General features: G+C 47.9%; 27 protein-coding genes. 20 read left to right on the forward strand and 7 right to left on the reverse strand.

The annotated features are described in order from the left end of the window. Positions 1 to 375, reverse strand: coding sequence for a hypothetical protein (locus BBB58_RS08320; RefSeq protein ID WP_143180241.1), 375 nt, complete (start codon positions 373 to 375; stop codon positions 1 to 3). Positions 376 to 493: 118 nt separating this feature from the next. Then, positions 494 to 1267: a sporulation protein gene (locus BBB58_RS08325; RefSeq protein WP_074036731.1), complete on the reverse strand. Its 774-nt coding sequence runs from the start codon at positions 1265 to 1267 to the stop codon at positions 494 to 496. Between the two features lie 99 nt (positions 1268 to 1366). Between BBB58_RS08325 and BBB58_RS08330 the strand changes: the two genes are divergently transcribed. From BBB58_RS08330 to BBB58_RS08365, 8 genes are all read left to right on the forward strand, one after another. After that, positions 1367 to 2551, forward strand: coding sequence for a class I SAM-dependent methyltransferase (locus BBB58_RS08330; protein ID WP_074036733.1), 1185 nt, complete (start codon positions 1367 to 1369; stop codon positions 2549 to 2551). A gap of 35 nt (positions 2552 to 2586) precedes the next feature. After that, entirely contained in the window at positions 2587 to 3015 is a 429-nt protein-coding gene (locus tag BBB58_RS08335) for a BrxA/BrxB family bacilliredoxin (protein WP_012726551.1), read from the forward strand. A gap of 56 nt (positions 3016 to 3071) precedes the next feature. After that, positions 3072 to 3413, forward strand: a complete 342-nt coding sequence (locus BBB58_RS08340) for a DUF952 domain-containing protein (RefSeq protein ID WP_074036735.1) — start codon at positions 3072 to 3074, stop codon at positions 3411 to 3413. Between the two features lie 182 nt (positions 3414 to 3595). Next, positions 3596 to 4387 (forward strand): transporter substrate-binding domain-containing protein, encoded by a 792-nt coding sequence (locus tag BBB58_RS08345; protein WP_012726549.1) that lies wholly within the window; start codon positions 3596 to 3598, stop codon positions 4385 to 4387. A gap of 60 nt (positions 4388 to 4447) precedes the next feature. Then, a complete protein-coding gene (locus BBB58_RS08350; RefSeq protein ID WP_074036737.1) occupies positions 4448 to 5107 on the forward strand; it encodes an amino acid ABC transporter permease in 660 nt (219 codons plus the stop codon). Then, positions 5104 to 5826 carry an amino acid ABC transporter ATP-binding protein gene (locus tag BBB58_RS08355; protein WP_074036739.1) on the forward strand — a complete coding sequence of 241 codons (723 nt, stop codon included), beginning with the start codon at positions 5104 to 5106 and terminating at the stop codon, positions 5824 to 5826. Before BBB58_RS08350 ends, BBB58_RS08355 begins: the two co-directional genes overlap by 4 nt. A gap of 30 nt (positions 5827 to 5856) precedes the next feature. Further along, a complete protein-coding gene (locus BBB58_RS08360; RefSeq protein ID WP_074036740.1) occupies positions 5857 to 6531 on the forward strand; it encodes a metal-dependent hydrolase in 675 nt (224 codons plus the stop codon). Positions 6532 to 6533: 2 nt separating this feature from the next. After that, positions 6534 to 7109, forward strand: a complete 576-nt coding sequence (locus tag BBB58_RS08365) for an HD domain-containing protein (RefSeq protein ID WP_074036742.1) — start codon at positions 6534 to 6536, stop codon at positions 7107 to 7109. A 34-nt stretch (positions 7110 to 7143) separates the two neighbouring features. Here the strand turns inward: BBB58_RS08365 and fadH are convergent, their stop codons facing one another. Further along, on the reverse strand, positions 7144 to 7908 hold the full coding sequence (fadH, locus tag BBB58_RS08370; protein WP_031423370.1) for a 2,4-dienoyl-CoA reductase: 765 nt from the start codon (positions 7906 to 7908) through the stop codon (positions 7144 to 7146). 158 nt (positions 7909 to 8066) lie between these two features. Further along, complete coding sequence (locus BBB58_RS08375) at positions 8067 to 9137, reverse strand: N-acetylglucosaminidase (RefSeq protein ID WP_244150712.1); 1071 nt, start codon at positions 9135 to 9137, stop codon at positions 8067 to 8069. Positions 9138 to 9214: 77 nt separating this feature from the next. Here BBB58_RS08375 and BBB58_RS08380 point away from each other — a divergent pair, with 77 nt between their 5' ends. Continuing rightward, a complete protein-coding gene (locus tag BBB58_RS08380; protein WP_074036744.1) occupies positions 9215 to 10204 on the forward strand; it encodes an aromatic acid exporter family protein in 990 nt (329 codons plus the stop codon). A gap of 182 nt (positions 10205 to 10386) precedes the next feature. Further along, positions 10387 to 11514, forward strand: coding sequence for a M20/M25/M40 family metallo-hydrolase (locus BBB58_RS08385; RefSeq protein ID WP_012726541.1), 1128 nt, complete (start codon positions 10387 to 10389; stop codon positions 11512 to 11514). A 45-nt stretch (positions 11515 to 11559) separates the two neighbouring features. On the opposite strand, the gene BBB58_RS15180 is transcribed toward BBB58_RS08385, so the two are convergent. Then, positions 11560 to 11733, reverse strand: a complete 174-nt coding sequence (locus BBB58_RS15180) for a hypothetical protein (protein WP_012726540.1) — start codon at positions 11731 to 11733, stop codon at positions 11560 to 11562. Between the two features lie 72 nt (positions 11734 to 11805). Between BBB58_RS15180 and rnz the strand changes: the two genes are divergently transcribed. The 7 genes from rnz to BBB58_RS08420 are packed head-to-tail and all read left to right on the forward strand — an operon-like array spanning position 11806 to position 16467. After that, the gene (gene rnz / locus BBB58_RS08390) at positions 11806 to 12711 is read left to right on the forward strand and encodes a ribonuclease Z (RefSeq protein WP_074036746.1); all 906 of its coding nucleotides are present in this window, start codon (positions 11806 to 11808) and stop codon (positions 12709 to 12711) included. Position 12712: 1 nt separating this feature from the next. After that, a complete protein-coding gene (locus BBB58_RS08395) occupies positions 12713 to 13597 on the forward strand; it encodes a hypothetical protein (RefSeq protein WP_074036748.1) in 885 nt (294 codons plus the stop codon). Continuing rightward, the gene (locus BBB58_RS08400) at positions 13594 to 14004 is read left to right on the forward strand and encodes a DUF4430 domain-containing protein (RefSeq protein ID WP_074036750.1); all 411 of its coding nucleotides are present in this window, start codon (positions 13594 to 13596) and stop codon (positions 14002 to 14004) included. Before BBB58_RS08395 ends, BBB58_RS08400 begins: the two co-directional genes overlap by 4 nt. Then, the gene (locus BBB58_RS08405; RefSeq protein WP_230872819.1) at positions 13955 to 14641 is read left to right on the forward strand and encodes a hypothetical protein; all 687 of its coding nucleotides are present in this window, start codon (positions 13955 to 13957) and stop codon (positions 14639 to 14641) included. Before BBB58_RS08400 ends, BBB58_RS08405 begins: the two co-directional genes overlap by 50 nt. Further along, positions 14619 to 15575 carry an ATP-binding cassette domain-containing protein gene (locus BBB58_RS08410; protein ID WP_074036754.1) on the forward strand — a complete coding sequence of 319 codons (957 nt, stop codon included), beginning with the start codon at positions 14619 to 14621 and terminating at the stop codon, positions 15573 to 15575. Before BBB58_RS08405 ends, BBB58_RS08410 begins: the two co-directional genes overlap by 23 nt. Continuing rightward, positions 15548 to 16093: a hypothetical protein gene (locus tag BBB58_RS08415; protein WP_074036756.1), complete on the forward strand. Its 546-nt coding sequence runs from the start codon at positions 15548 to 15550 to the stop codon at positions 16091 to 16093. Before BBB58_RS08410 ends, BBB58_RS08415 begins: the two co-directional genes overlap by 28 nt. Before the next feature lie 41 nt (positions 16094 to 16134). Further along, entirely contained in the window at positions 16135 to 16467 is a 333-nt protein-coding gene (locus BBB58_RS08420) for a hypothetical protein (protein ID WP_074036758.1), read from the forward strand. A gap of 30 nt (positions 16468 to 16497) precedes the next feature. On the opposite strand, the gene BBB58_RS08425 is transcribed toward BBB58_RS08420, so the two are convergent. Continuing rightward, on the reverse strand, positions 16498 to 17292 hold the full coding sequence (locus BBB58_RS08425; RefSeq protein ID WP_084543066.1) for an SDR family NAD(P)-dependent oxidoreductase: 795 nt from the start codon (positions 17290 to 17292) through the stop codon (positions 16498 to 16500). A 151-nt stretch (positions 17293 to 17443) separates the two neighbouring features. Here BBB58_RS08425 and BBB58_RS08430 point away from each other — a divergent pair, with 151 nt between their 5' ends. From BBB58_RS08430 to BBB58_RS08440, 3 genes are all read left to right on the forward strand, one after another. Further along, a complete protein-coding gene (locus tag BBB58_RS08430; protein WP_244150779.1) occupies positions 17444 to 18340 on the forward strand; it encodes a peptidase U32 family protein in 897 nt (298 codons plus the stop codon). 9 nt (positions 18341 to 18349) lie between these two features. Continuing rightward, a complete protein-coding gene (locus tag BBB58_RS08435) occupies positions 18350 to 19591 on the forward strand; it encodes a peptidase U32 family protein (protein ID WP_074036762.1) in 1242 nt (413 codons plus the stop codon). A 78-nt stretch (positions 19592 to 19669) separates the two neighbouring features. Further along, positions 19670 to 21067 carry an MATE family efflux transporter gene (locus BBB58_RS08440; RefSeq protein WP_074036764.1) on the forward strand — a complete coding sequence of 466 codons (1398 nt, stop codon included), beginning with the start codon at positions 19670 to 19672 and terminating at the stop codon, positions 21065 to 21067. Here the strand turns inward: BBB58_RS08440 and BBB58_RS08445 are convergent, their stop codons facing one another. Further along, the gene (locus BBB58_RS08445) at positions 21068 to 21931 is read right to left on the reverse strand and encodes a DMT family transporter (protein WP_074036766.1); all 864 of its coding nucleotides are present in this window, start codon (positions 21929 to 21931) and stop codon (positions 21068 to 21070) included. Positions 21932 to 22121: the final 190 nt, after the last annotated feature.

Consider the following 22121-nt stretch of genomic DNA (forward strand, 5'->3'; position numbering starts at 1 on the left):
TCATGCACCTTCGAATCGTCGTTGATGGACACGGTACGTCAATCTGCTGACTACGACGAACACGAGAAGGAACATCCAGTATATAAAAATATAGTTTAATGAAAATGCAGAAACCCCATCATGTCTGACCGAAGAAATCCAAAGCAAAAGGAGTGAGGTAGGGAAATGAATCAATAGTACAAGATAGGGCATGAACTTCATGAATGATAAGGCGTTTGTCGACGGATTGCGCATGAGACACATGGCAATCAAACCAATCAGGACTTCGAGTCCACCAAGCGTGAAATAGGCGAGTGAATCAGAAAGACTGGTCTCTAGAATCGGTAAGGCAAGCGTTGCAAGACCAAGACTCCCAATCATTATTAAAGCAAACAAGATGTAGTCACCTCCAGAAAAGGGTTTATTCCATATGTTCATTGTAAAAAAATGGATGATTAAATTCAATACCTCAGAAAAACACGCCATTCATAGAAATGGCGTGTTGGTGATTTCCTTAAATCGATTGTTCAATCATCGATTCGATGTCGCGACGAACTTCAGCTACTGATAAACGTGCGGCGTCATAGCGTACACGATGAGTCGACTCGTCCGTTCCCGTCAAGTCAGCAAAGAGACTTCCGAGGTCGTGGACACTGCGGTCGACTTGAATGAGCAATTCGATGGCATCCTCGTCTTGTAGAATCACAACTTCTACCTCGTCTAACTGGCGACCGAATCGCGAACCGTTCGCTGAATACTCGAGTTCTTGGGCAATCGGAAGACGTCCCGAACGATGACGTGCCGGGAGCATCTCCGTGTCGGCTTTCTTCAAACGGAATCCGAGCTCGTCCATCGCATCTAATATGACTTGTTGAACTGCATTCGGTTGTACGGTGATCGCATCTTCATCTTTTGGATCGACAGCTTGGGCGATATCAAGGCCCGTTTCAATCCATGATTTCGATTGGCTCACAGAGAGTGGCGTATTGAACGGGACGTTGACTGTGAACGGAATTTCTTTCACTTCTCCGGGACCAATCATAAACGGTGCTTCATTCAATAAGATTTTTTCAATCTTTATCGTCGAGTATGTCGACTTATCGTTCACCTCATGTTTATACAACGTATTGAAGAAGAGATAGATACTGTCGACGGATTGTTCGACCGAACCACCTTCGATATGGACGACTCCAGTGAGTTCTCCACCGGGTGAACAGTGGCTCTCATTCAAGCGTGTGTCGACTTTTGCGGCACCGATTCCGATTGATGATAAAATCTTTTTAAACATATGTGTATCCTCCTTTGACGTAACGTCGTCTTCGTGTAATAGTATGTACGGACAGGTGAAACGATATGTTTCAAAATTTCTAAAAAAGGATTGAATCCATTGGAATATAAAGCGTTACAAGAGCGTCTCGCAGACGTCTTACAATCAAATCATCTCGTGTCGGCGACCATCAGTCAACCCCGTCAAAAATCTAGCGATCTCAGACGGGTCAAATTGAAACCGGTCATGTTACGAAATGCGTATCATATCCAGTTCGAGTATCAGTATGAGCGGGTGATGAACCATAAAAACTTGACACCAGATGAGGCCGTCACAGAAGTGAATGAGCTTCTCGAAACATTCCGACAAGGACAGTTTCAGTTAAAAGATTCCGACCTCCAGTTCCAATTATCGAAAAAGTTCAAAGTGACATTGAAAGAAAAGCGGACGGCTCAAAAAGAAGTTCAACTGAGCCACAATCGGGAAAAACAGTATGTGCTTCCACTCGACGAGCCAGTTCCGTTTCTCATTCGACTCGGCATTCAGTCAACGGACGGAAAAGTGAAGCGTCAAAAGTACGACAAGTTCAAACAGATCAATCGTTTCCTCGAGTTCATTGAGGATTCACTGAAATACTTGCCGGCAGACCGTACCGTTCGAATCTTGGATTTCGGGTCAGGGAAGTCGTATTTGACGTTCGCGCTCTATCATTTCCTTCATGAGATGAAAGGATATGACGTCCATATCACAGGGCTCGATTTGAAGAAAGAGGTCATTGAAGAGTGTGCATCGATTGCGAAAGACTTAGGATATGAACGGCTCGAATTTTTAGTCGGAGACATTAATGAATATGAAGGGGAAACAGCTGTTGATATGGTCGTGACCCTTCATGCATGTGATGTGGCGACAGACATGGCGTTGGCACGTGCCGTCCGCTGGGGCGCGAAAGTCATCTTGAGCGTTCCGTGTTGTCAAAAGGAATTGAATCGTCAAATTCAAGCGTCGAATTTAGACGTGATGCTCCAACATGGCTTGATCAAAGAACGGTTCGCCTCACTCGCGACCGATTCCATTCGGGCTGAACTGCTTGGACTTGTCGGGTATGATGTCCAGCTGCTCGAATTCATCGACCTCGAGCATACGCCGAAAAATATCATGATTCGTGCCTACTTGACGAACCGTCAGGCGAGCGCAGAGACGAAGGCACGTTACCTTGCTTTCAAACAGATGTTAGGGGCAGACCCGTTCTTAGAACGTGAATTGAGCGATAGACTTGTCCTCGAGGTAGAACAAGACGTAAAATAAGGGAGTACAGACGAAATGTCGAAAGGGGAAACAACATGGATTTTCAATTATATTTTCAAGATGTAGTCGAACAAGCGCGTAACGAAGTACGTGCTGCAGGATACACAGAGCTCACGACACCGGAAGAAGTAGACGGAGCACTGAAAAAAGAAGGGAAGACACTCGTCCTCGTCAACTCGGTTTGTGGGTGTGCAGGCGGGATTGCTCGTCCAGCTGCCGCATACGTCAACAAGATGGAAGGTGTGAAGCCTGACCATTTCGTGACCGTGTTTGCTGGTCAAGACCGTGAAGCGACAGATCGTGCACGTGAGTATTTTGAAGGATATGCACCGTCTTCACCGTCAATCGCACTTCTTGAGGATGGCAACATCGTGACGATGGTAGAGCGTAGTGAAATCGAGTCATCGACTGCTGAAGAGCTCGTCGACCAATTGCAAACATTGTTCGACATCTACTTCGCATAATCAAGCATCGGCGCAAAGGCACTGCCTTTGCGCTTTTGTGAAAAGGGGCAGGGTATATGGAACCAGTCATCAAAATCATGACGGAGGCAGAATATATGATTGCCCTGTCACGCGGTGAGATCAATGAACCGTCACTTCAATCTGAAGGGACGATTAAATGTTGTACGCCGCAACAGATTGGAAAGGTCGTCAAAAAGTCGTATTCGGGTGAAGCGGTCGTTCTCGTATCGTTACACGTCAACCGACTTGGTCAGCTGCTACATTATGAGTTGGATGAGGATGGAGAACGTTATCCACATGTGTATAGTGCCATTCCGATGACTTCGGTCAAACAGGTGCAACCGTATGGGTCACGCGACAATGGAACGGTCACATATTTCGCTTTCGAGCGAATGTGACCTTCTTTTTTTGTATTTTTTTCATGAATATACTTTACAAGTAATAATTATGTGTATATAGTGGTTGAAGACACAAGTCGGACAACTGATGTGTCATAGAACAGTTGAGCTACGTTCACACATATGTCATAATTTTGTTAAAGTTCTGATAATTATCATTCAACTATGAAAGGGAGATGAAGATGAAAAAAGGTTTTCTAGCATTATGTTTAGCAGGACTGGCCGCGTTCTCAGTCGCGTGTGGGGCAGACGTGAACGAAGGAGGATCGACATCGACCGATGGTGAGGATGACAAAGTCATCGTCATGGGTACAAGTGCCGATTACTTCCCATATGAGTTCGTCGATACAGCGAATGGCGACGAGATTGTCGGATTTGATATCGATATCGCCAAAAAAGTGGCAGAGAACATGGGATATGAATTGAAAATTGAAGATATGGATTTCGGAAGCTTACTTGGAGCCCTCAATGCAGGTCGAGTCGACTTCGTCATGGCGGGGATGACTCCGACAGAAGAGCGTAAAGAAAATGCCGATTTCTCAGATATTTATTTCACAGCGGTGAACTTGATCTTGTCAAAAGATGATTCGCTTCAATCACTTGAAGACTTGAAGGGGAAAAAGATCGGAGTCCAGCTCGGTTCGATTCAAGAAGGGATTGCACAAGATCAAATCACAGATGCTGAGATCGTCTCGTTGAACAAGATTCCTGAGATCATTCAAGAAATCAAGACAGGACGTATTGACGCGATGGTCATCGAAGATACGGTCGCGAAAAAATACCTCGAGCAAGATAGTGAATTGACGACATTTGAAATTGTGGACGAAGAAGAAGCAGGTTCTGCTGCTGCCTTCCGTAAAGATGATGAACTCCGCGATCAATTCAACGAAGAGTTGAAGAAGATGATCGACAGTGGAGAAATCGAAGAGTTAGCACAGAAATGGTTTGAAGAAGAGGCTGCGCCAGCCGAATAATGAATCGTACGAGGCTGACTGAAGATGAATCGGTCAGCCCTTTTTTAGGAGGAACTCACTATGGATTTTAGCCGGATTTATGATTCGATCCCTTATATACTTGAGGGGATTCCAGTCATGTTCCAAGTGGTGATCGTCTCGGCATTGATTGGGATCTCACTTGGGATTGTTGTCGCTACATTAAAAATTGTCCCGAATCGTCTGATTAACTTTATCGGACATGCTTATACGGCGGTGTTCCGTGGGACACCACTCATTTTGCAACTCGCCATCATCCACTTCGGATTGCCGCAACTGACGGGATATATCACGACACCGTACCAGTCAGCGGTCATCGCCTTCTCGCTCAACTCGGGGGCGTATATTTCAGAGATTATTCGAGCGGGTATCCAAGCAGTAGATAAAGGACAGTGGGAGGCTTCGGATGCTCTTGGTGTCCCGTATGTCAAACAGTTACGTTCCATCATCTTGCCACAGGCGTTCAAGAACATCTTGCCTGCTCTTGTGAACGAGATGATCACATTAACGAAAGAGTCTGCCCTCGTCTCGACGGTCGGGGTGCTCGATATCATGCGTCGTGCGCAAATCGTCGGTGGGCAGAAGGCAATCTACTTCGAACCGCTTCTATTCGCCGGTGTGATATACTTTACGATAGTGATGATCTTGACGTATCTTGGACAACGTCAAAAAAAACGGTTAAGAAAGAGTGATGGAAGATGATCGAAGTAAAAGACCTACACAAACAATTTGGTGACTTAGAAGTGTTAAAAGGAATCACGACGACGATCGAGCGTGGTGAAGTGGTTGCTGTCATCGGACCGTCCGGGTCTGGTAAATCGACATTTCTACGCTGCTTGAACATGCTTGAGATTCCAACGAGCGGGACGGTCAGTGTCGACGGATTCGAGCTCAAAAAAAAAGGGGCGAACGTCGCGAAGGCGCGTCAAAACATCGGGATGGTATTCCAACAGTTCAACTTGTTCCCTCATATGAGCGTATTGGACAATTTGACGTATGCACCAATCAACGTCTTAAAAGTTAGCAAGGCGGAAGCGCTGGAACGTGCGAAGAAATTACTCGAACGTGTCGGCCTTTCTGAAAAAATCGATGCCTATCCGAGCCAACTCTCGGGTGGACAAAAACAGCGTGTCGCCATCGCACGTGCCTTGGCGATGGAACCGAACGTCATGTTGTTTGATGAACCGACATCGGCACTTGACCCTGAGATGGTCAATGAAGTACTCGACGTTATGAAAGGGTTGGCTGAGACTGGGATGACGATGGTCGTCGTCACACACGAAATGGGCTTCGCCCGTGAAGTGGCAGACCGCGTCCTCTTCCTGGATGAAGGGATTCTCATGGAAGAAGGAAAACCGGCTGACCTGTTGTTGAATCCGCAAACAGACCGGGCGAAACGTTTCTTGGAGAAAGTGTTGTAATCTGAACTTACGAAGGAAGGATGAATACACGTGAAAATCACCTATTATGGACATGCGACTGTAGGATTTGAGATTGATGGCGTAAACGTGTTGATCGATCCATTTTTGACGAGTAACCCTCATACGGAAATAGACCCTTCTACACTACGTCCGGACTATTTGTTGCTCACACATGCTCATTTCGATCATATCGAGGATGTCGAATTGATTGCGAAATCGTCGGGTGCGACGATTGTGGCGACACATGAACTCGCAACGTATTACGAGAAAAAAGGCTTCTCTGTTCACGGGATGAACATCGGGGGAGGTCATGCTTTTCCGTTCGGACGCGTCACGATGACGCAAGCGTTCCATAGTTCGAGCTTTGACATGGGGGATACACCGGTCTATATGGGGATGCCTGCCGGATTCATCATCGAGACGAACGAACTGACGCTCTACCACGCTGGAGACACGAGTCTATTCTCCGATATGAAGATGTACGGTGAACGGTTTGAAATCGATGTCGCGTTCCTTCCAATCGGAGACAACTTCACGATGGGGCCAACAGACGCTTTAGATGCGGCGCAGTGGCTTCAAGCGAAACGTGTCGTTCCGATCCACTTTGATACGTTCCCGCCGATTAAACAAGATGCTCAGGCGTTTTGTGACCAATTGCACCGTCGAGGTCTCTTGATTGAACCGAATACGACGATTGAGATTTAAGCATGGACGTGATTCAAGCGACGCGAGAGTTCATCGGAACGATTCATGCAGATGACGCGTCGGGTCATGACGTCGCCCACATTACGCGTGTCGTCCGACTAGTGGAACGTTTAATGGAGGATGAACCGGTCAATCGGACGGTTCTCCTCCTCTCGGCATATTTACACGACGTGGAAGATCATAAGCTCGGTCGTCCGAACGGTCTCGTCAAACAGCATCTGTCCTCAATTGACATCACTGAAGAGCAAGTGGAATTGGTGATGGCGGTGATTGATGAGGTCTCCTTCTCAAAAGGCAAGACCCCGACGACCCGGGAAAGCGAAATCTTGCAAGACGCCGACCGTCTTGATGCGATGGGGGCCATCGGGATTGCGCGAACGTTCCAGTTCGCGGGTTCTCGCAAAACTCCGCTCGATTTGTCGGAAGAGAGTGCCATTCAACATTTTCATGACAAGCTGTTGAAGCTGGCGTCGATGATGCATACCGCAAAAGCAAAACAACTAGCGATGTCACGTCATGCTTTCATGCAGCAGTTCCTAGAACAGTTTCATGAAGAATGGGATGGGGTGGACATATAAAAGGACGACCGAGTATATTCGGTCGTCCTTTTGATTAGAATGGATGCTTGTTCAACCAATGACCACCGTCAAGAGAGATGCAATCCCCGTTTAAATAGCGCATCTCGTCTGATGCCATCCAGTAAGCGAGGTCCGCGATCTCTTCCGGTGTCCCAAAACGTCCAAGTGGGACGTTACGGCGAATACGCTCTACTTCTTTTACGTGGGAGACGAGCTTTTCAGCGCCGCCTGTCCGTTCAATCGGTCCAGGACTGATGGCATTGACCCGCGCGCCGAATTGATAGCCCCATTCAACCGCGAGTGTTCGCGTCAAGTTCAAGACCCCTGCTTTCGCTGCCGCACTCGGTGCGACACCAGGTCCTGCCTGCCACGCATAGGAAGCGACCATGTTGATGATGGAGCCGCCACGGATTTCATCTGCTTCCCAATGTTTCCCGAGAACATGGGTGCAGTTGAATGTCCCGTTCAAGACGATGTCGATGACACTTGCCCAACCATTAGGAGATAAATCAAGAGTCGGACACACAAAATTTCCGGCAGCATTGTTGACGAGTGCGTGTACAGGTCCATAAGCGGATACGATGTCAGCCAGTGCTTTCGCGCATCCTTCATAGTCACGAACGTCATGTTGCACACTCATCGCCTGACCTGCATCGATTGAATTCAAATCGTTCATCGCTTCTAGTAGTCGTTCCTCGTTTCGACCGCTGATAGCGACGTTCCATCCTTCCTGTTTAAATTTTAATGCCATCGCTTTCCCCATGCCGGACGATCCCCCGGTAATCCAAATCGTTTTCATCTTAATTCCCCCTCAAAAATGAATGGTCGTTCATTTATACTATTCGTCTTGTGATGTGAAAATCCTTCAATAAGATGTTGATTCATATTGAATCATTCCTTTGTCCTGAAACGTATACAGACGTCAAGCAGCCCGACTCGTATGAGCCGGGCTGCTTTTCATTGAATTTTTTTCAAGTACTTCAAACCGAGTTCACGGTCAATCGTGTACATTGTACCAGCAACTTTCTCGCCCCAGTATGGATCGGATGCATAGAAGATATTGATGCCTTCCTGCTTGTTCCCGGGATAATCGCCACGAGCGTACGGCCCTGTGACATATTTAGTCGCAAACAATTCAGCAGCAGCTTGTACGCTGGCGTCAATTGTTTTAAAGGATGTCGCATTCCCGCTCGGGTCGTCATCTGTCGCGCGGAACCCAAATAGGTTCCGCTTGTCTCGAGCGATATCGGACGTTCCAAATCGGGACTCATGCCCGGCAACCGCCAGCAGGAATAAGGCATTGATGTTATACGTATCTTCTGCCCGTTTAAAGGACTTGCCTTCCCCAGCGAGTGGTGAATCGATGGATTTTAAATATTGATCAAACTCGTCAGCCGAATATGGGGACGACGTGCGAATCGATGCAAATTGATAAGGAGAATCGAAGACGTCTTGGACACGTTCTGTGTAAAAACGGTCATCCGAGTTTTTTTCTGTCGGATCTACAAGGAACGTACCGGCGAGATTGGCGTTCGCTTCCACCGTATGGTAGACGTCACCTTCTCGAATCTCGTAAAATCCACGTCTCTTCACAACTGCTTCAGGAAATAACGCCATTTGATCCGGTTTGACATACACATCCGCCCCGGAGATACGTACTTTAAGATGATCGTCTCCGCGTTCAATTAGTTGAAGTCTCGTGCCACCAGCGACATAGGATTGTCGTGTTTTAAATGATGCATCTTTATATAAGTTTGTGATAGCATCACTCGGAGTGACGACGACTCCGGTACCTGTAAAATCGAGTACTTCTCCAGAGGGGGAGAACAATGTCCGGTTCTTACCGGCTGTCATGTATCGTTTTGCTTCTGCGAGAGATTCGAACGACCTCGTGACACGGTCGCCATTCGTCACCGTTTCGACGGTATAGGTGTCTTCACGGGAAGATTGAATCCATAAAAAGGCTGCGATGGCGAGACTAAGTGTCGCAATCATCGGCCAAACCTTAAGTCTTTTCTTTCGTTTCAATCAAATCACTTCCAAACTTTTGAATTGCCAAACGAGTTGATTTAGTCAACAATTTGATGGAGAAGGGGGAAATTAGTATGAAAATTGGAACGCGGACGTTAAAGACCGCGGTCGCAGCAGGTATCGCGATGCTCATTTCCGAAACAATTCATCTCGATTATTTTGTATTTGCAGCCATTATCGCCATTTTAAGTATTCAAGAGACGCGTAAAAAATCGATTCGCGCCTCCTATGAACGAGTCATGGCAAGTCTTCTCGCCATCGGAATGGGTGCGGCGATGTTCACGCTACTCGGCTATTCACCGGTGACGCTCACACTTTATTTTGTCATTTTCATTCCACTCGTACAACAATTGAAACTGCAAGACGGGCTCATTACGAGTGTCGTCATCTTGACCCATCTTTACACCGAGGCACAGTTTACACTGGAGTTATTTATCAATGAGCTATTGCTCATTGCAATCGGTGTCGGTGTCGGGCTCGTCGTCAACATGTACATGCCGACGCTCGACCGTGAGATTGAACGGATTAAAGAGAATATCGACCGCTCGCTCGCAGTACTGTTTTATGACGTGGCGGCATGTGTCGAGACGGGAGTCTATAACAACCACTCGATGATGCTCATCAAGACACGGGACTATCTGAAAGAGGGGAAAGATTTAGCCCTTCGCCGTATGGGAAACTCAATCGGAAAGCGGAATGAAGACATGGACTATCTATACTTCCGGATGCGTGAACGGCAGTATGATATTCTCAAACGAGTCGCGGATAACGCCAGAGAAATCACGATGGTCGTCAATGAAGCGAAACCGGTCGCGACGTTCTTACGTCGAGTCGGGGACCATGTGAACGAGCAGGCCGATGCCTCCGTCTTTCTACAGGAGCTTGAAGAGATGATTGAGCATTATCAAAAAAACGTACCTCTCCCCACGACGCGTGAGGAATTCGAGGTACGCTCATCCTTATTGAATATTTTATCTGATGTAAAAAGTTACTTGATCTTGAAAGAGCGATACATCTTGCTCTTAAAAGAACATGGTCATGCTCGAGAGAAACGTGCTGATTAAAAAGATTGAGACGATGACGACGACGCCGATTTGAATGATGCGTTGTCGTCTTTTCTGTTTTTTCTTCATTTTTTGCCTCCATATACGTGTTTGCCATCATTGTACAGAATGGAAAAGATTCGTGCAATCCAGGGGAGTTTGATATAATGGTCAAGAAATGTTTGGATGGAGGGATGTTGTTTATGGTAAACGAGACACGCGTGCTCGACACATTTTTAGGATTGGTCGGCATCGATTCAGAAACGAAGGAAGAAGCGGTCATCTGTGAACATTTGAAAGGTGTATTCACAGAGCTTGGCTGCGACGTCTACGAGGACGACGCATCAACGAAGACGGCACACTCTGGTAACAACTTGATCATCACGTTGCCTGCAACGAAAGAAAATGTTGATCCGATTTACTTTACGGCTCACATGGATACGGTCACTCCAGGTAAAGGAATCAAGACGAGCATCAAAGACGGATATGTCGTCACGGATGGTACGACGATTCTCGGAGCAGACGACAAGACCGGCCTCACTGCGATGATCGAACTCGTGCGTGTATTGAAAGAAAAACAAATTCCACATGGTCAAATCCAGTTCGTGATCACGGTCGGGGAAGAATCAGGTCTCGTCGGTGCGAAAGTATTGGATTTATCGAAAATCGATGCGAAGTTCGGTTTTGCCCTTGATTCGGATGGACCAGTTGGAGACATCATTGTCGCCGCTCCGACTCAAGCAAAAGTGAACGCGAAGATTTACGGGAAGACGGCTCATGCTGGTGTCGCACCTGAAAAAGGAATCTCGGCGATTCAAATCGCAGCGAAAGCCATCGCGAAGATGCCGCTCGGTCGTATCGATGAAGAGACGACAGCCAACATCGGACGTTTCGAAGGGGGTCGCGCGACAAACATCGTGTGTGACTATGTCGAAGTTCTTGCTGAGGCCCGTTCCCTCATCCATGAGAAGATGGAGAAACAGGCGGAAACGATGAAACAAGCGTACATCGAGGTCGCTGAGTCGTTCGGTGGTCGTGCCGAAGTGGACATCGACATCATGTATCCTGGATTCAAGTTTGAAGAAGGCGACGAAGTCGTTGAAGTTGCGAAACGTGCGGCCCAGACAATCGGACGCCCGACACGAATCCTCCATTCAGGTGGAGGGTCGGATGCCAACGTGATCGCAGGTGGCGGAATCCCGACAGTCAACTTGGCTGTAGGCTATGAAGAGATTCATACGACGAACGAACGCATGCCACTTGAAGAGTTGTATAAACTCGTCGAATATGTCGTGACAATCGTTGAAGAAGTCGCATCACCTAAGCAATAAAAAAGAGCCGACCATTCGTCGGCTCTTCGTATGTGTTCGTACTCGTTATGCTGCGAACTCCAGTGATTCTAAAATCAACTCGTCTGTGCAATGAAGTTCGATCGCTATGTCGTGAATGCGGATAGAGGTGCCTTGTTCCTGTTGGTGCAAGCGATTCATCAAAGCTGCTCGTTCTCGAATCGTCTCATAAATCGATTCGGGTTGTTCTGCCTTGGTCATCACAAATCACATCCTTTTCAGCGATTACGTCAAGTATAGCATGGACGGTTTGAAGAAAGGACTTAAATATTTATGAAGTTACAGTTTTTAGGAACTGGGTCGGGGATGCCTTCGAAACAGCGCAACGTATCAGGGCTTGCACTCGATTTATCGAACGTGACCTGGCTGATTGATTGTGGAGAGGGCACACAACATCAAATGCTCTACACGAAAATCAAACCGAGGAAAGTGACCGCGGTATGGGTGACACACCTTCATGGTGACCATGTCTTCGGATTGCCTGGATTCTTGTCGACTCGTTCGGCACTCGATGGGGCCTCGCCCTTGACCGTCTATGGACCAAAAGGATTGAAAAAATGGCTAGAAGTTACGTTGCGTGTCACGGGCTCACATTTAGGATATGAGCTGACCGTGATCGAGTACTCCGACGGGGACACATTCATACAAGACGACCATCTCGTCACTGTGCGAAAATTAGAGCATCGGTTCCCTTCATTCGGTTTCCGAATCGATGGTCAAAAAAAACCGGGCATGTTACGCGTCGACCTTGTAAAAGAACTCGGCATTCCAAGTGGACCGATTTATCGAACAATCAAAGAATCAGACCAATTTGAATTTGAAGGAAAATGGTATGACTCTAAAGAATACGTCACTGAACCGATTCCGGGAAAAATCGTAGCGATTTTAGGAGATACAATCCCGTGTGAGAACGCGCAGAAGTTGGCGGATGGAGCAGACCTCCTCGTTCACGAGGCGACGTTTATGGAGGCGGAACAAGCGCTCGCTCGGAAGTATGGTCACTCGACGACACGTGAAGCGACCGCGCTAGCGAATGCGTGCGCCGTCGGCAAGCTGATTGTGACACACATCTCAGCACGCTATGTCGGACGAGAGGAAGAATTTGTTCAAGAAGTTGTGTCGGATTTTCCATCGAGTCTCGTTGCGACGGACTTTTTAGAATATACAGTGGGGGATTGATGTGACCATTCAACTCTATGTATGGGCAGCCTTTTTAGTAATCAGCGTTCTATTAGGGATTCGATTGAATCAATTAAAAGAGCCGGAAGCGAACTTTTTTCCAAAGTTCTTATTTTATTCACTGCTTGGAATCGTGTCTTTCCCCATCGGCGGTTTTCACATTCCGATTGGCTTTCTATTGTCTTTTTTGTTCTTTCTGAAACAGAACAGCCGGTATAAATGGTATGGGGCACTGTTAGGGTTCTTCTTTTTTCTTTTTTTGCTTTTTGTCCCGTTATTCGATCAATCCGGGTTTCGTTCCGAATCGCAACAAATCGGCGCCGTTTCGGTCACGGATGAATCGTTTGATGACATGACTGAAAAGTTGTTACAACGAATCAATAGTGAATCGATTAAATTAGATCGTGGGAAACTACAGATTGACCGAGAAGGGAACGTTCAATCCATTGAGTACTTACTCATGGTGGAACGAGCCGAATCGTTCCAACAGATCCGTGTAACATACGGCTCAGGACAACTTTCGTATGAACAAGTGGATGAATTACGTAAAGAATCTGGACAGGCCTTCTTTGAAAAGCTAGTCGAATTCGACCACATGCTGTCGACGTTACGAGGTCCTTCGTGGGAGGAGTATACTGACGTCGTTTCTGCCCCAGTGTTACAACTTTCCTATGATGGACTGTATGACATGTATACGTTCGAAAACGAATCGATGCTCATGATTAATCGGGACAATGAACTGGTCAAGTTCTGGCTCCAGCGCGAACCGGTCCTCGCAAACAGCATCCAACTCGTCGGACTGACAAGGGAAGGACGGAGTTCAGGCGAACGTTTTGCGATACTATATAACTATTCGATACATCAACGAGAGGATTTGACAGAATGATCAAACCGTATTTAAGTATTTCCCTATTAGCGACCGCACTTCTTGTCGGATGTGGCGGAGAAGAAACACAACAAGAGACCTGCGATGTAACTCCAACCATTTCCGTATACAATGCGGCGACGGAGGAGACGCTCTATCAAGAGAAGAGTGTTTGTCTTGAAGAGGATGCGACCGTGCTCGACGCATTAAAAGCGACAGGGCTTGATCTAGAAGTGACAGGAAGCGGAGACATGTCGTACGTGACGGCAATCGAAGGCATCGAAGAAAAATCAGAAGGACAATCGTCAGGCTGGGTATTTGCTTTTAATGGCGCGCCCGGAGATGAAGGGGCCGGTGCTAAAGAAGTAGAATCGACGGATGTCATTCAGTGGCGGTTTGAAGAAGATGCGATTGCTTTCTTCGAATGAGGCAGATTGGGAGCGGCGACATCCTGTCACGCTCCTTTTCTTTCTATTTAGTCATCTATTCATTCTGACGTATATCCATGATGTCACAGTATTTGTCATCGGCCTTGTTCTTTTGCTCATGCTTGAACGTCGGTTTCCATGGACGATGCTCATCGTATTGATTGCGTTTGCTCTCGTCTCGGTCTTCCCTGCATTGTTTGGATGGGAGTTATCGCTCACTTACATATGGCGTCAGCTATTGAAGTTGGCTACTTTCTTACTTGGCATGCTGTGGATTTCTCGGATTGTTCGATTGGAACGATTGCTCCCACTTCTCTATAAATGGCCCCGTTCAACTTCCCTCTTGTACGGGGCGTGGGCACTTATTCCTTCGATGGAACGAGCGGTACGTCAGTCGCTCAGAAGTCACCCCAAAAAAGCGTGGCAAGAAGCAATCGAGATTGGCATTAATAGCCAAAGGCATGAGCCACGATTTGCGGTCGAGCCGATGCGTCGATTCCGATTTGAGGATGTTCTCCAACTCTTTATGATTGGCTTGATTGGCTACGTATCACTCGAGTGGACCATCATCCCATGGCTCATCTATCCATACGTCACAAAAGGAGGTGTTCGTGATGCAATGGCTTTCTACCGTTGACGGGTCGCTCGAGGCATATATCGAGCGGTATCGTCCTCGAGTCATCAGAATGAATCAACCATTCTCAGGAAAAGTTGGTCATTTATTATCCCGTGTTGATTCGCTTCGGGGGGCGGAACTCGCCTCACTCTTACAAATCGATGCCCTGTATCCAAAAGCGTTTGACGCCTGTTCAAGCGGTGAGCAACAGATTGTACAAGTCGCTTATGCTCTATTAGATCAGCCCGAAGCAATTGTACTTATCGAACCGTTCCGCCACCTCGATCAATTCCGTAGAGAACATCTAGAGATGCTACTTCGTCGTACTTCCGGTCTCGGTGTTCGGATTGGTTATACGGAACGGGCGCAAGAATCGTCTGAAGACATGAAAATCACTTTCCGACAATCGGAGACGATACCAAGAATTGAAGCGACCGATGTATCCTATCGTCATCCGCTTCAGGCGACTTATGCCATTGAAGAAGTGACGGTCCAAATGAATGAACCTGGCCTCACAGTCTGTATTGGGACGAACGGAAGTGGAAAATCGACGTTGCTCGAACTTTTAGCAAGGAGCAGACGCCCTCTTCGTGGACGGGTGAAGCGGGGGGAGCGAGCTGCTTATCTTCCTGCCGAAACGGAATACGGTCCGTTTCCGAAAGAATCGAACCGGAGGATCGCTCAACTACAAGCCGTCCTGAACGACTCGGCAAGCGTCCTTTTGCTCGATGAACCGACGGTGGATTTAACGAATGGGGAACGTACGGCGTTCCTTGAAGCGCTCTTGAAAAAGTCCGAATCAGCACGCGTGCTTTGTGCGACACATGATTTGGCGTTAGTCGACCAAGCGTCGGACGTGATTTACCTTGCGAGTGGTCGCGTGGTCTTTCAAGGAGAACGGTCACTCTTTCAAGAACGGAGTACGCTATGGTCACATACGTCCTCGCTATTCTGATTGCCATCCTGGTGCTGTATCGATTTGAGAAATCTGATCTCCCGGTTCAACCGCTCGTGCAGCTTTTGGCACTCGCAGTCATCGGTCGCTGGCTTTTCATGACGATTCCGAACGTACAACCGACGACAGCCATTTTGATGCTGACGGCACTATGTATTGGATTGAATGCTGCGGCGGTCCTTGCGCTTTTCGTACCCATCTTGTCAGGTCTGTTGCTCGGGATCGGACCGTTCGTCTTCTATCAATTTTTAGGCTGGCTCCTTATCGTAACGCTCGTCAGCAGTTTTAGACCGTTATGGATGAAGTCGAACATCCTTTTTCTTTTTTTTTGTTTTTTGTCCGGATTTATATATGGATGGACGACCAATCTAGCGTTCTTCGAAGTGATTGGAGCTGATTTTTGGAAGCTACTTCTACTCAGCGTCCCGTTTGACTTGGCACATGGGCTATCGAACGTCGTTTTCCTCTTTTTAATCCGTCCCTTGTTCGAGCGCATATTCCTTCGTCAACTCGGGTAAATATACAATAGTCATATCATTTTGAGTGAGGTGAACGACGGATGGGTGCGTATATCAATCTCACAGAAGTCGGCATGTTTCTACTCGTAGGACTATTGTTTATCTTATTAAACCTGATTCTATTGGCAAAACGTTACACGAGAGCCCGTTTAGCCATGATCAGCATCCTTGCGGCGAGCGTGTGGCCAGCACTCATGATTGTGCTTTCCGTGGAACAACTGAGCATCATGGACCAGCTCACGTCAGGAGACCTGACGCTCGATGCCGTCATGGCGTGGGGAGTCGTCATCGCTACAGCGCTGATGACTATGATTCCGGCAGGTGTATTTCTACACCGGCTTGTGAACGTCTCTCGCTTACACTCTGAACCATAAAAGGAGCGACCCGATGCGGTCGCTCCTTTTTCATGTGGTCGATTCAGCAGGTGTTCCATCAGCCGTTTTTTGGACGCGACTTAATACTTCGAGACTGAGAGCTCGTGGCATCAATTTGGCGACCCCGACCAATAACTGATTAGAGAGTCCAGGGATGACCACACGCTTGTTATTCATCACCCCTTTGTATCCGAAGAAGGCGACGAGATGAGATGGCATTTTCGAGAATGACAATTCACTCCCGGCACGATTAAAGAAGTTCGTATCCGTCGGGCCAGGGCATAACACACTCACATGCACGCCACTACCTTTCACCTCGGCATGAATCGCTTCAGTGAATGAGAGGACATAGGCTTTCGTCGCGTAATAGACGGCCATATATGGACCAGGTTGGAAGGCAGCGACAGATGCAACGTTCAACACATATCCGTGGTCACGTTCGAGCATGCCAGGCAAATAGGCTTTCGTCAATTCGGTCAACGTATTGACGTTCAATCGGACCTCGTCGGCTTCCGTCTCAGCATCAAGGTCGGCGAACGCGCCGGACGTGCCAAACCCGGCATTGTTAATTAAAAAGTCGACAGTGAGGCCAGCTTCGGCAATCATCGCCGTCAATCGGACTGCTGCGCCATGTTTTGCCAAATCTAGAGCAAAGACATGTACGTTGATGCGATAACGTGTCTCAAGTACTTTTTTTAGTTCATGCAATCGTGGTTCGTTCCGAGATACTAAAATACAGTCGTAGCCGTCGCGAGCGGCGAGTACGGCCAAGTCTAGACCGATGCCCATCGAGGCGCCGGTGATTAAAGCTGTCTTTGACAACATGATCCACTCCTTTGATGAAAAGTCATACATTGTTACTGAATTCTTCACGAGTTGTTAAAATCCTGCTCCGTTCGCACATTGAAACATATGCTAAAGTATAGCAAGAAAATGTGATTAGACTCACAAAGTAGGGAGTAGAACAAATATGATGATTCAGCTCGTCACTACGGCGCAAAGCGTTGATCAGGCAGAAGCGTTAATCAAAGCCGGCGCGGACCGACTATATATCGGAAATTCAAGGTTTGGGTTGAGACAAAAAGGTGACTGGACAATCGATGCTGTGAGAGAAGTCACACAACTTGCCCATCGGTATGGGAAAGAAGTGACGGTAGCCGTCAACAACCTGATGCACAATGACCACATTGAAGAGTTAAAAGATTATTTGCAAACGCTGAAAACGATAGGAGTCGATGATGTCACCGCTGGAGACCCCGGCGCCATTCGCTTGATTCGACAGGCAAAGATTCCGTATTGGTATGATGCCCAAACGCTCGTCACATCCGCCAAACAGATCCAATTTTGGGGGAAACGCGAAGCGATTGGAGCGGTCGTCGCCCGCGAAGTGACAATCGAAGAACTCGTCTTGATCCAGCAGCAAATCGGACTTCCTGTTGAAGTGCAAGTATATGGTCCGACATGCATCCATCACTCTAAACGCCCACTCGTGACGAATTACTTTAATGAACTCGGAAGACCGGTTGAAGAAGCAAAACAACGCGAATTTTATATGAGCGAACCGGCAGATACGACCAGTCGTTATCCCATCTATGAGGACGAGAACGGCACCCATATTTTCTCTGAGGATTTGACGCTCATGGGTCAGCTTCCGACGTTAGTCAAAAATGGACTTCACACGTGGAAGCTAGACGGATGGCACGCCGGGGACCAGTTTGTTGAAATCGTTCAGTTGTTTACTTATGCCCGGACGAATTTGTTGAACGGTCGATTTGATCGTGTAGAGATGGAACATCGTCTTCACGAGCTTCAACCGGAAACGTTCCGTCTCGGTACGGGACTGTGGTTACGAAAACCAGAAGAGATTAAGTGAGGGATCAAGATGAAACGAAGTCCAGAATTATTAGCGCCAGCAGGAAACTTAGAGAAATTAAAGATGGCCATCCATTATGGTGCCGATGCGGTCTATATCGGCGGACAGCAGTTCGGGTTACGTTCACGTGCCGGTAATTTCAGTTATGACGAGATGCGTGAAGGGGTAGCCTTCGCACATGCGTACGGCGCGAAAGTATACGTCGCTGCGAACATGGTGACGCATGAAGGCGATATCGAGGGGGCAGGTGACTTCTTCCGAACACTTCGAGATATCGGAATCGATGCAGTCATCGTCTCGGATCCAGCGATGATTGAAACTTGTCTTACGGAAGCAGAAGGGTTGCCCGTCCATTTGTCGACCCAAGCTTCGGCGACAAACTACGAGACCCTTCGTTTCTGGAAGGAAGAAGGACTCGAACGAATCGTCTTGGCTCGTGAGGTATCGATGGATGAAATCATTAAAATGAAACAGGAAGTCGATGTCGAAATTGAGACGTTCGTCCATGGGGCGATGTGTATCTCGTATTCCGGTCGATGCACGTTATCAAATCACATGACATTACGAGATGCCAACCGTGGGGGATGTGCCCAATCATGCCGCTGGAAATATGGTTTCTTTGAAGAAGGTGATCTTCTAACAGAAGAGATGGAAGCGCGTGACGAAGAGCCGTTCTCGATGAGTTCAGTTGATTTATCGATGGTCCACCACATTCCTGACTTGGTGGAGGCAGGAGTCGATAGTTTGAAGATAGAGGGACGAATGAAATCGATTCATTACGTCGCGACGGTGTGTAACGTCTATCGTCAAGTGATTGATGCGTACTGTGAAGATCCAGAGCATTTCGTCTTCGACCCTGCATGGGAAGAAGAAATTTGGAAAGCGGCCCAACGTGAACTCGCGACCGGGTTCTATTACGGGATCCCGACTGAAAAAGAGCAATTGTTCGGGAAACCTCGTTCGATTCCGCAATTTGCGTTTGCGGCTCGTGTCATCTCATACGACCCTGTGACGGGTATGGCAACGCTCGAACAGCGGAATCACTTTTCAATCGGTGAAGAAGTTGAATTTTTCGGACCCGGATTTGTTCGTTTTTCACAAGTCATTGATACGATGGAGGATGTGGACGGTCACCTCCTCGAGTCTGCTAACCAAGCGATGATGACAATTCGTGTAAAAGTGGATCGGCCGGTCGCAACCGATTACATTATGCGTAAGCGAAAAGGTGTGCGTGCTCGTTCGCTCGTTTGACACATCCACCGAGCCAACATAGTCGCCCGTTCCGTTCAATCCTGCTACCCTAAGAAGTAGAGACGGAGGGATGGAAGAATGAACCAAAATACGGAGCAATTACGGACTGAGCCCATCGGCAGACTCCTCTTCAAGTTATCGCTTCCGGCGATGATTGGGATGCTCGTGACGGCGCTCTACAATATCATTGATACGATTTTTGTCGCCCGAGGGATCGGTGCATCGGCAGTCGCTGCCATCGGGATTGCGTTTCCGATTCAGATGATTTTAATGGCCGTGTCGAGTGCCGTTGGTCTAGGTGGGGCGTCTATCAGTTCGAGGAAGCTTGGACGCGGTGACGATGCCGGTGCAGCCGTTACATTCTTGAACGTACTTGTCCTCGTCGGTCTGTTTGCGGCACTTGCGGTCAGTTCTGCTTTCTTTATGTTAGATGAAATTTTGAAAGTGTTCGGTGCGACGACCGAAATCATGGATCTCAGCCGACAGTACTTATCAGTTGTCTTGATCAGTTCACCATTCTTCATGTTCACACTCGCTTCGAGTGCGATGGTTCGTGCTGAAGGACAGGCACCTTATCAAATGAAGGTCATGCTGACGACCGTTCTCGTCAACCTCGTGACGACCCCGCTCTTCATTTTCACGTTCGACTGGGGCATGTACGGGGCAGCGACTTCGACGGCACTCGCCCAAGTCATCGGTTCCGTATTGATGCTGCGCTTCTTCTTCGCCCGAAAACCAAAAACGGAACTGCGCTTCAAGTGGAGTCAGTTCCGGATTCGATTCGATGAGATAAAAGAAATCATGGCAATCGGTTCGTCTTCGTTCATCATGATGGTGTCCCAATCCATTTTATTCGTTGGTGTCAACGTGATGCTCGGTACGTACGGTGGGACCGAAGAATTGGCCATTTTCGCCATTATCAACAAGTTCATGGCGCTCGTTGGTATGCCAATCATGGGAATCGTCCAAGGGATGCAACCAATCGTTGGATATAACTACGGTGCAGAGCGATTCGACCGAATGCGTGAAACCATTTGGACGGCGATGCGGGCCGGGATTGCGATTGCTGTCATCATTTGGTTGATTCTGCAGCTATTCCCGCAAACACTCATGGGCTGGTTCTCGACGGATGAGGCGCTCATTGCTGGCGGTGTGACGGCGATTCACATTTTGTTCGCCGTTTCCTTCCTTCCGAGTGTTCAGATGCTCGTCAATGGAATCTATCAGTCCCTCGGGAAAGCACGCGTCGCTATGTTCTTGTCCCTTTCACGTCAGACGCTCTACACGATTCCGCTCGTCTTTATTCTCCCGTCGTTCCTCGGAGTGTTCGGCGTATGGTTGGCATTCCCAATCGCTGATGCGATGACATTTTTGACGGCTGTTGCTTTGGCATTCTGGGACCGTAAATTATTGTTCCGTCCTTCAGAAGAAGATAAAGAAGCACATGATGTAAATCCAAAAGCGACAAACTTATAATCAAACGTCCGCTCGTGTCGAGCGGGCGTCTTCTTTTAGGAACAAGTATATCCCACTGAGGAGGACGACGGCTCCGATCCATTGGAACGGTCCAAGTCGCTCTCCGAAGAAGGCGTATCCAAACAGCATTCCCCACAACGCCTCTCCAAGAATCGTGATACTGACAACGGTCGCACTGACACGGGCAAGCGCATAGTTGAACAGGTTGTGCCCGAGGATTGTCGGGAAGAAAGCGAGCGCGAGGAAGTACCACCAGTTGATGGATTCAAAGGCAGTGAATGTCGTGCCGCGAACGAGCAACATGAAGCAAAGCACGACCGTCGCAACGAGATATACGCTAAAAGAATATGTATTCGTGTTCATCGAAGCTCGTACATGCTGTCCAACGAGCCAATACCCTGCAATCAATAGGGCGGCAATCAAGGCGAGTAGGTCTCCGAAGAGGGCTTCACGGCCGAGTTGAATGTCCCCCGCAGCAACGAGCATGCCCCCAAGGACAGCGACGAGCGCGAAGGCAAGTCCTTTTCGAGTCGGATTCTTTTTAAAGATGAGTGCATTCCCGATCAACACAAAAATTGGACTCGACGTGACAAATAGTGTGGAGCTGGCAACCGTCGTGTAATCGAGTGACAAAAACCAAAGCCAAAAGTGAAACGCCAGTAACGTTCCGCTAAGGAGTAGAGCGTAGCGAGTCATGAGGCGCGTGGTGATGAGTGATTTGAAATCGACAAACGGTAACAACATGAGACACGTGAACAGCATACGGTAAAATGCGGCAGTCTCGGCAGGTGCCGACGTCCATTTGACGAAGAGGACACTCGTCGATAAGAAAAAGACAGCAGCGAACAAGATGAGATAAGACATGGCGACACTCCTTCACAGTTGTACTTCTCTGTTAATAATATCGGAAAACAGCCACGAGGCAATACACGATTCAAAAATAGCAAACAAATGCTCCCCTCTCGATGTGTCCATCTTTGACTTGATATAGTAAAATACATAGGAGAAGCTAGCTAATCATGTACGTCTTGCCATTATGTAGGAGGCAAAGTAA

It is taken from the genome of Exiguobacterium profundum (assembly GCF_001909285.1).
Classification (GTDB): domain Bacteria; phylum Bacillota; class Bacilli; order Exiguobacteriales; family Exiguobacteriaceae; genus Exiguobacterium; species Exiguobacterium profundum.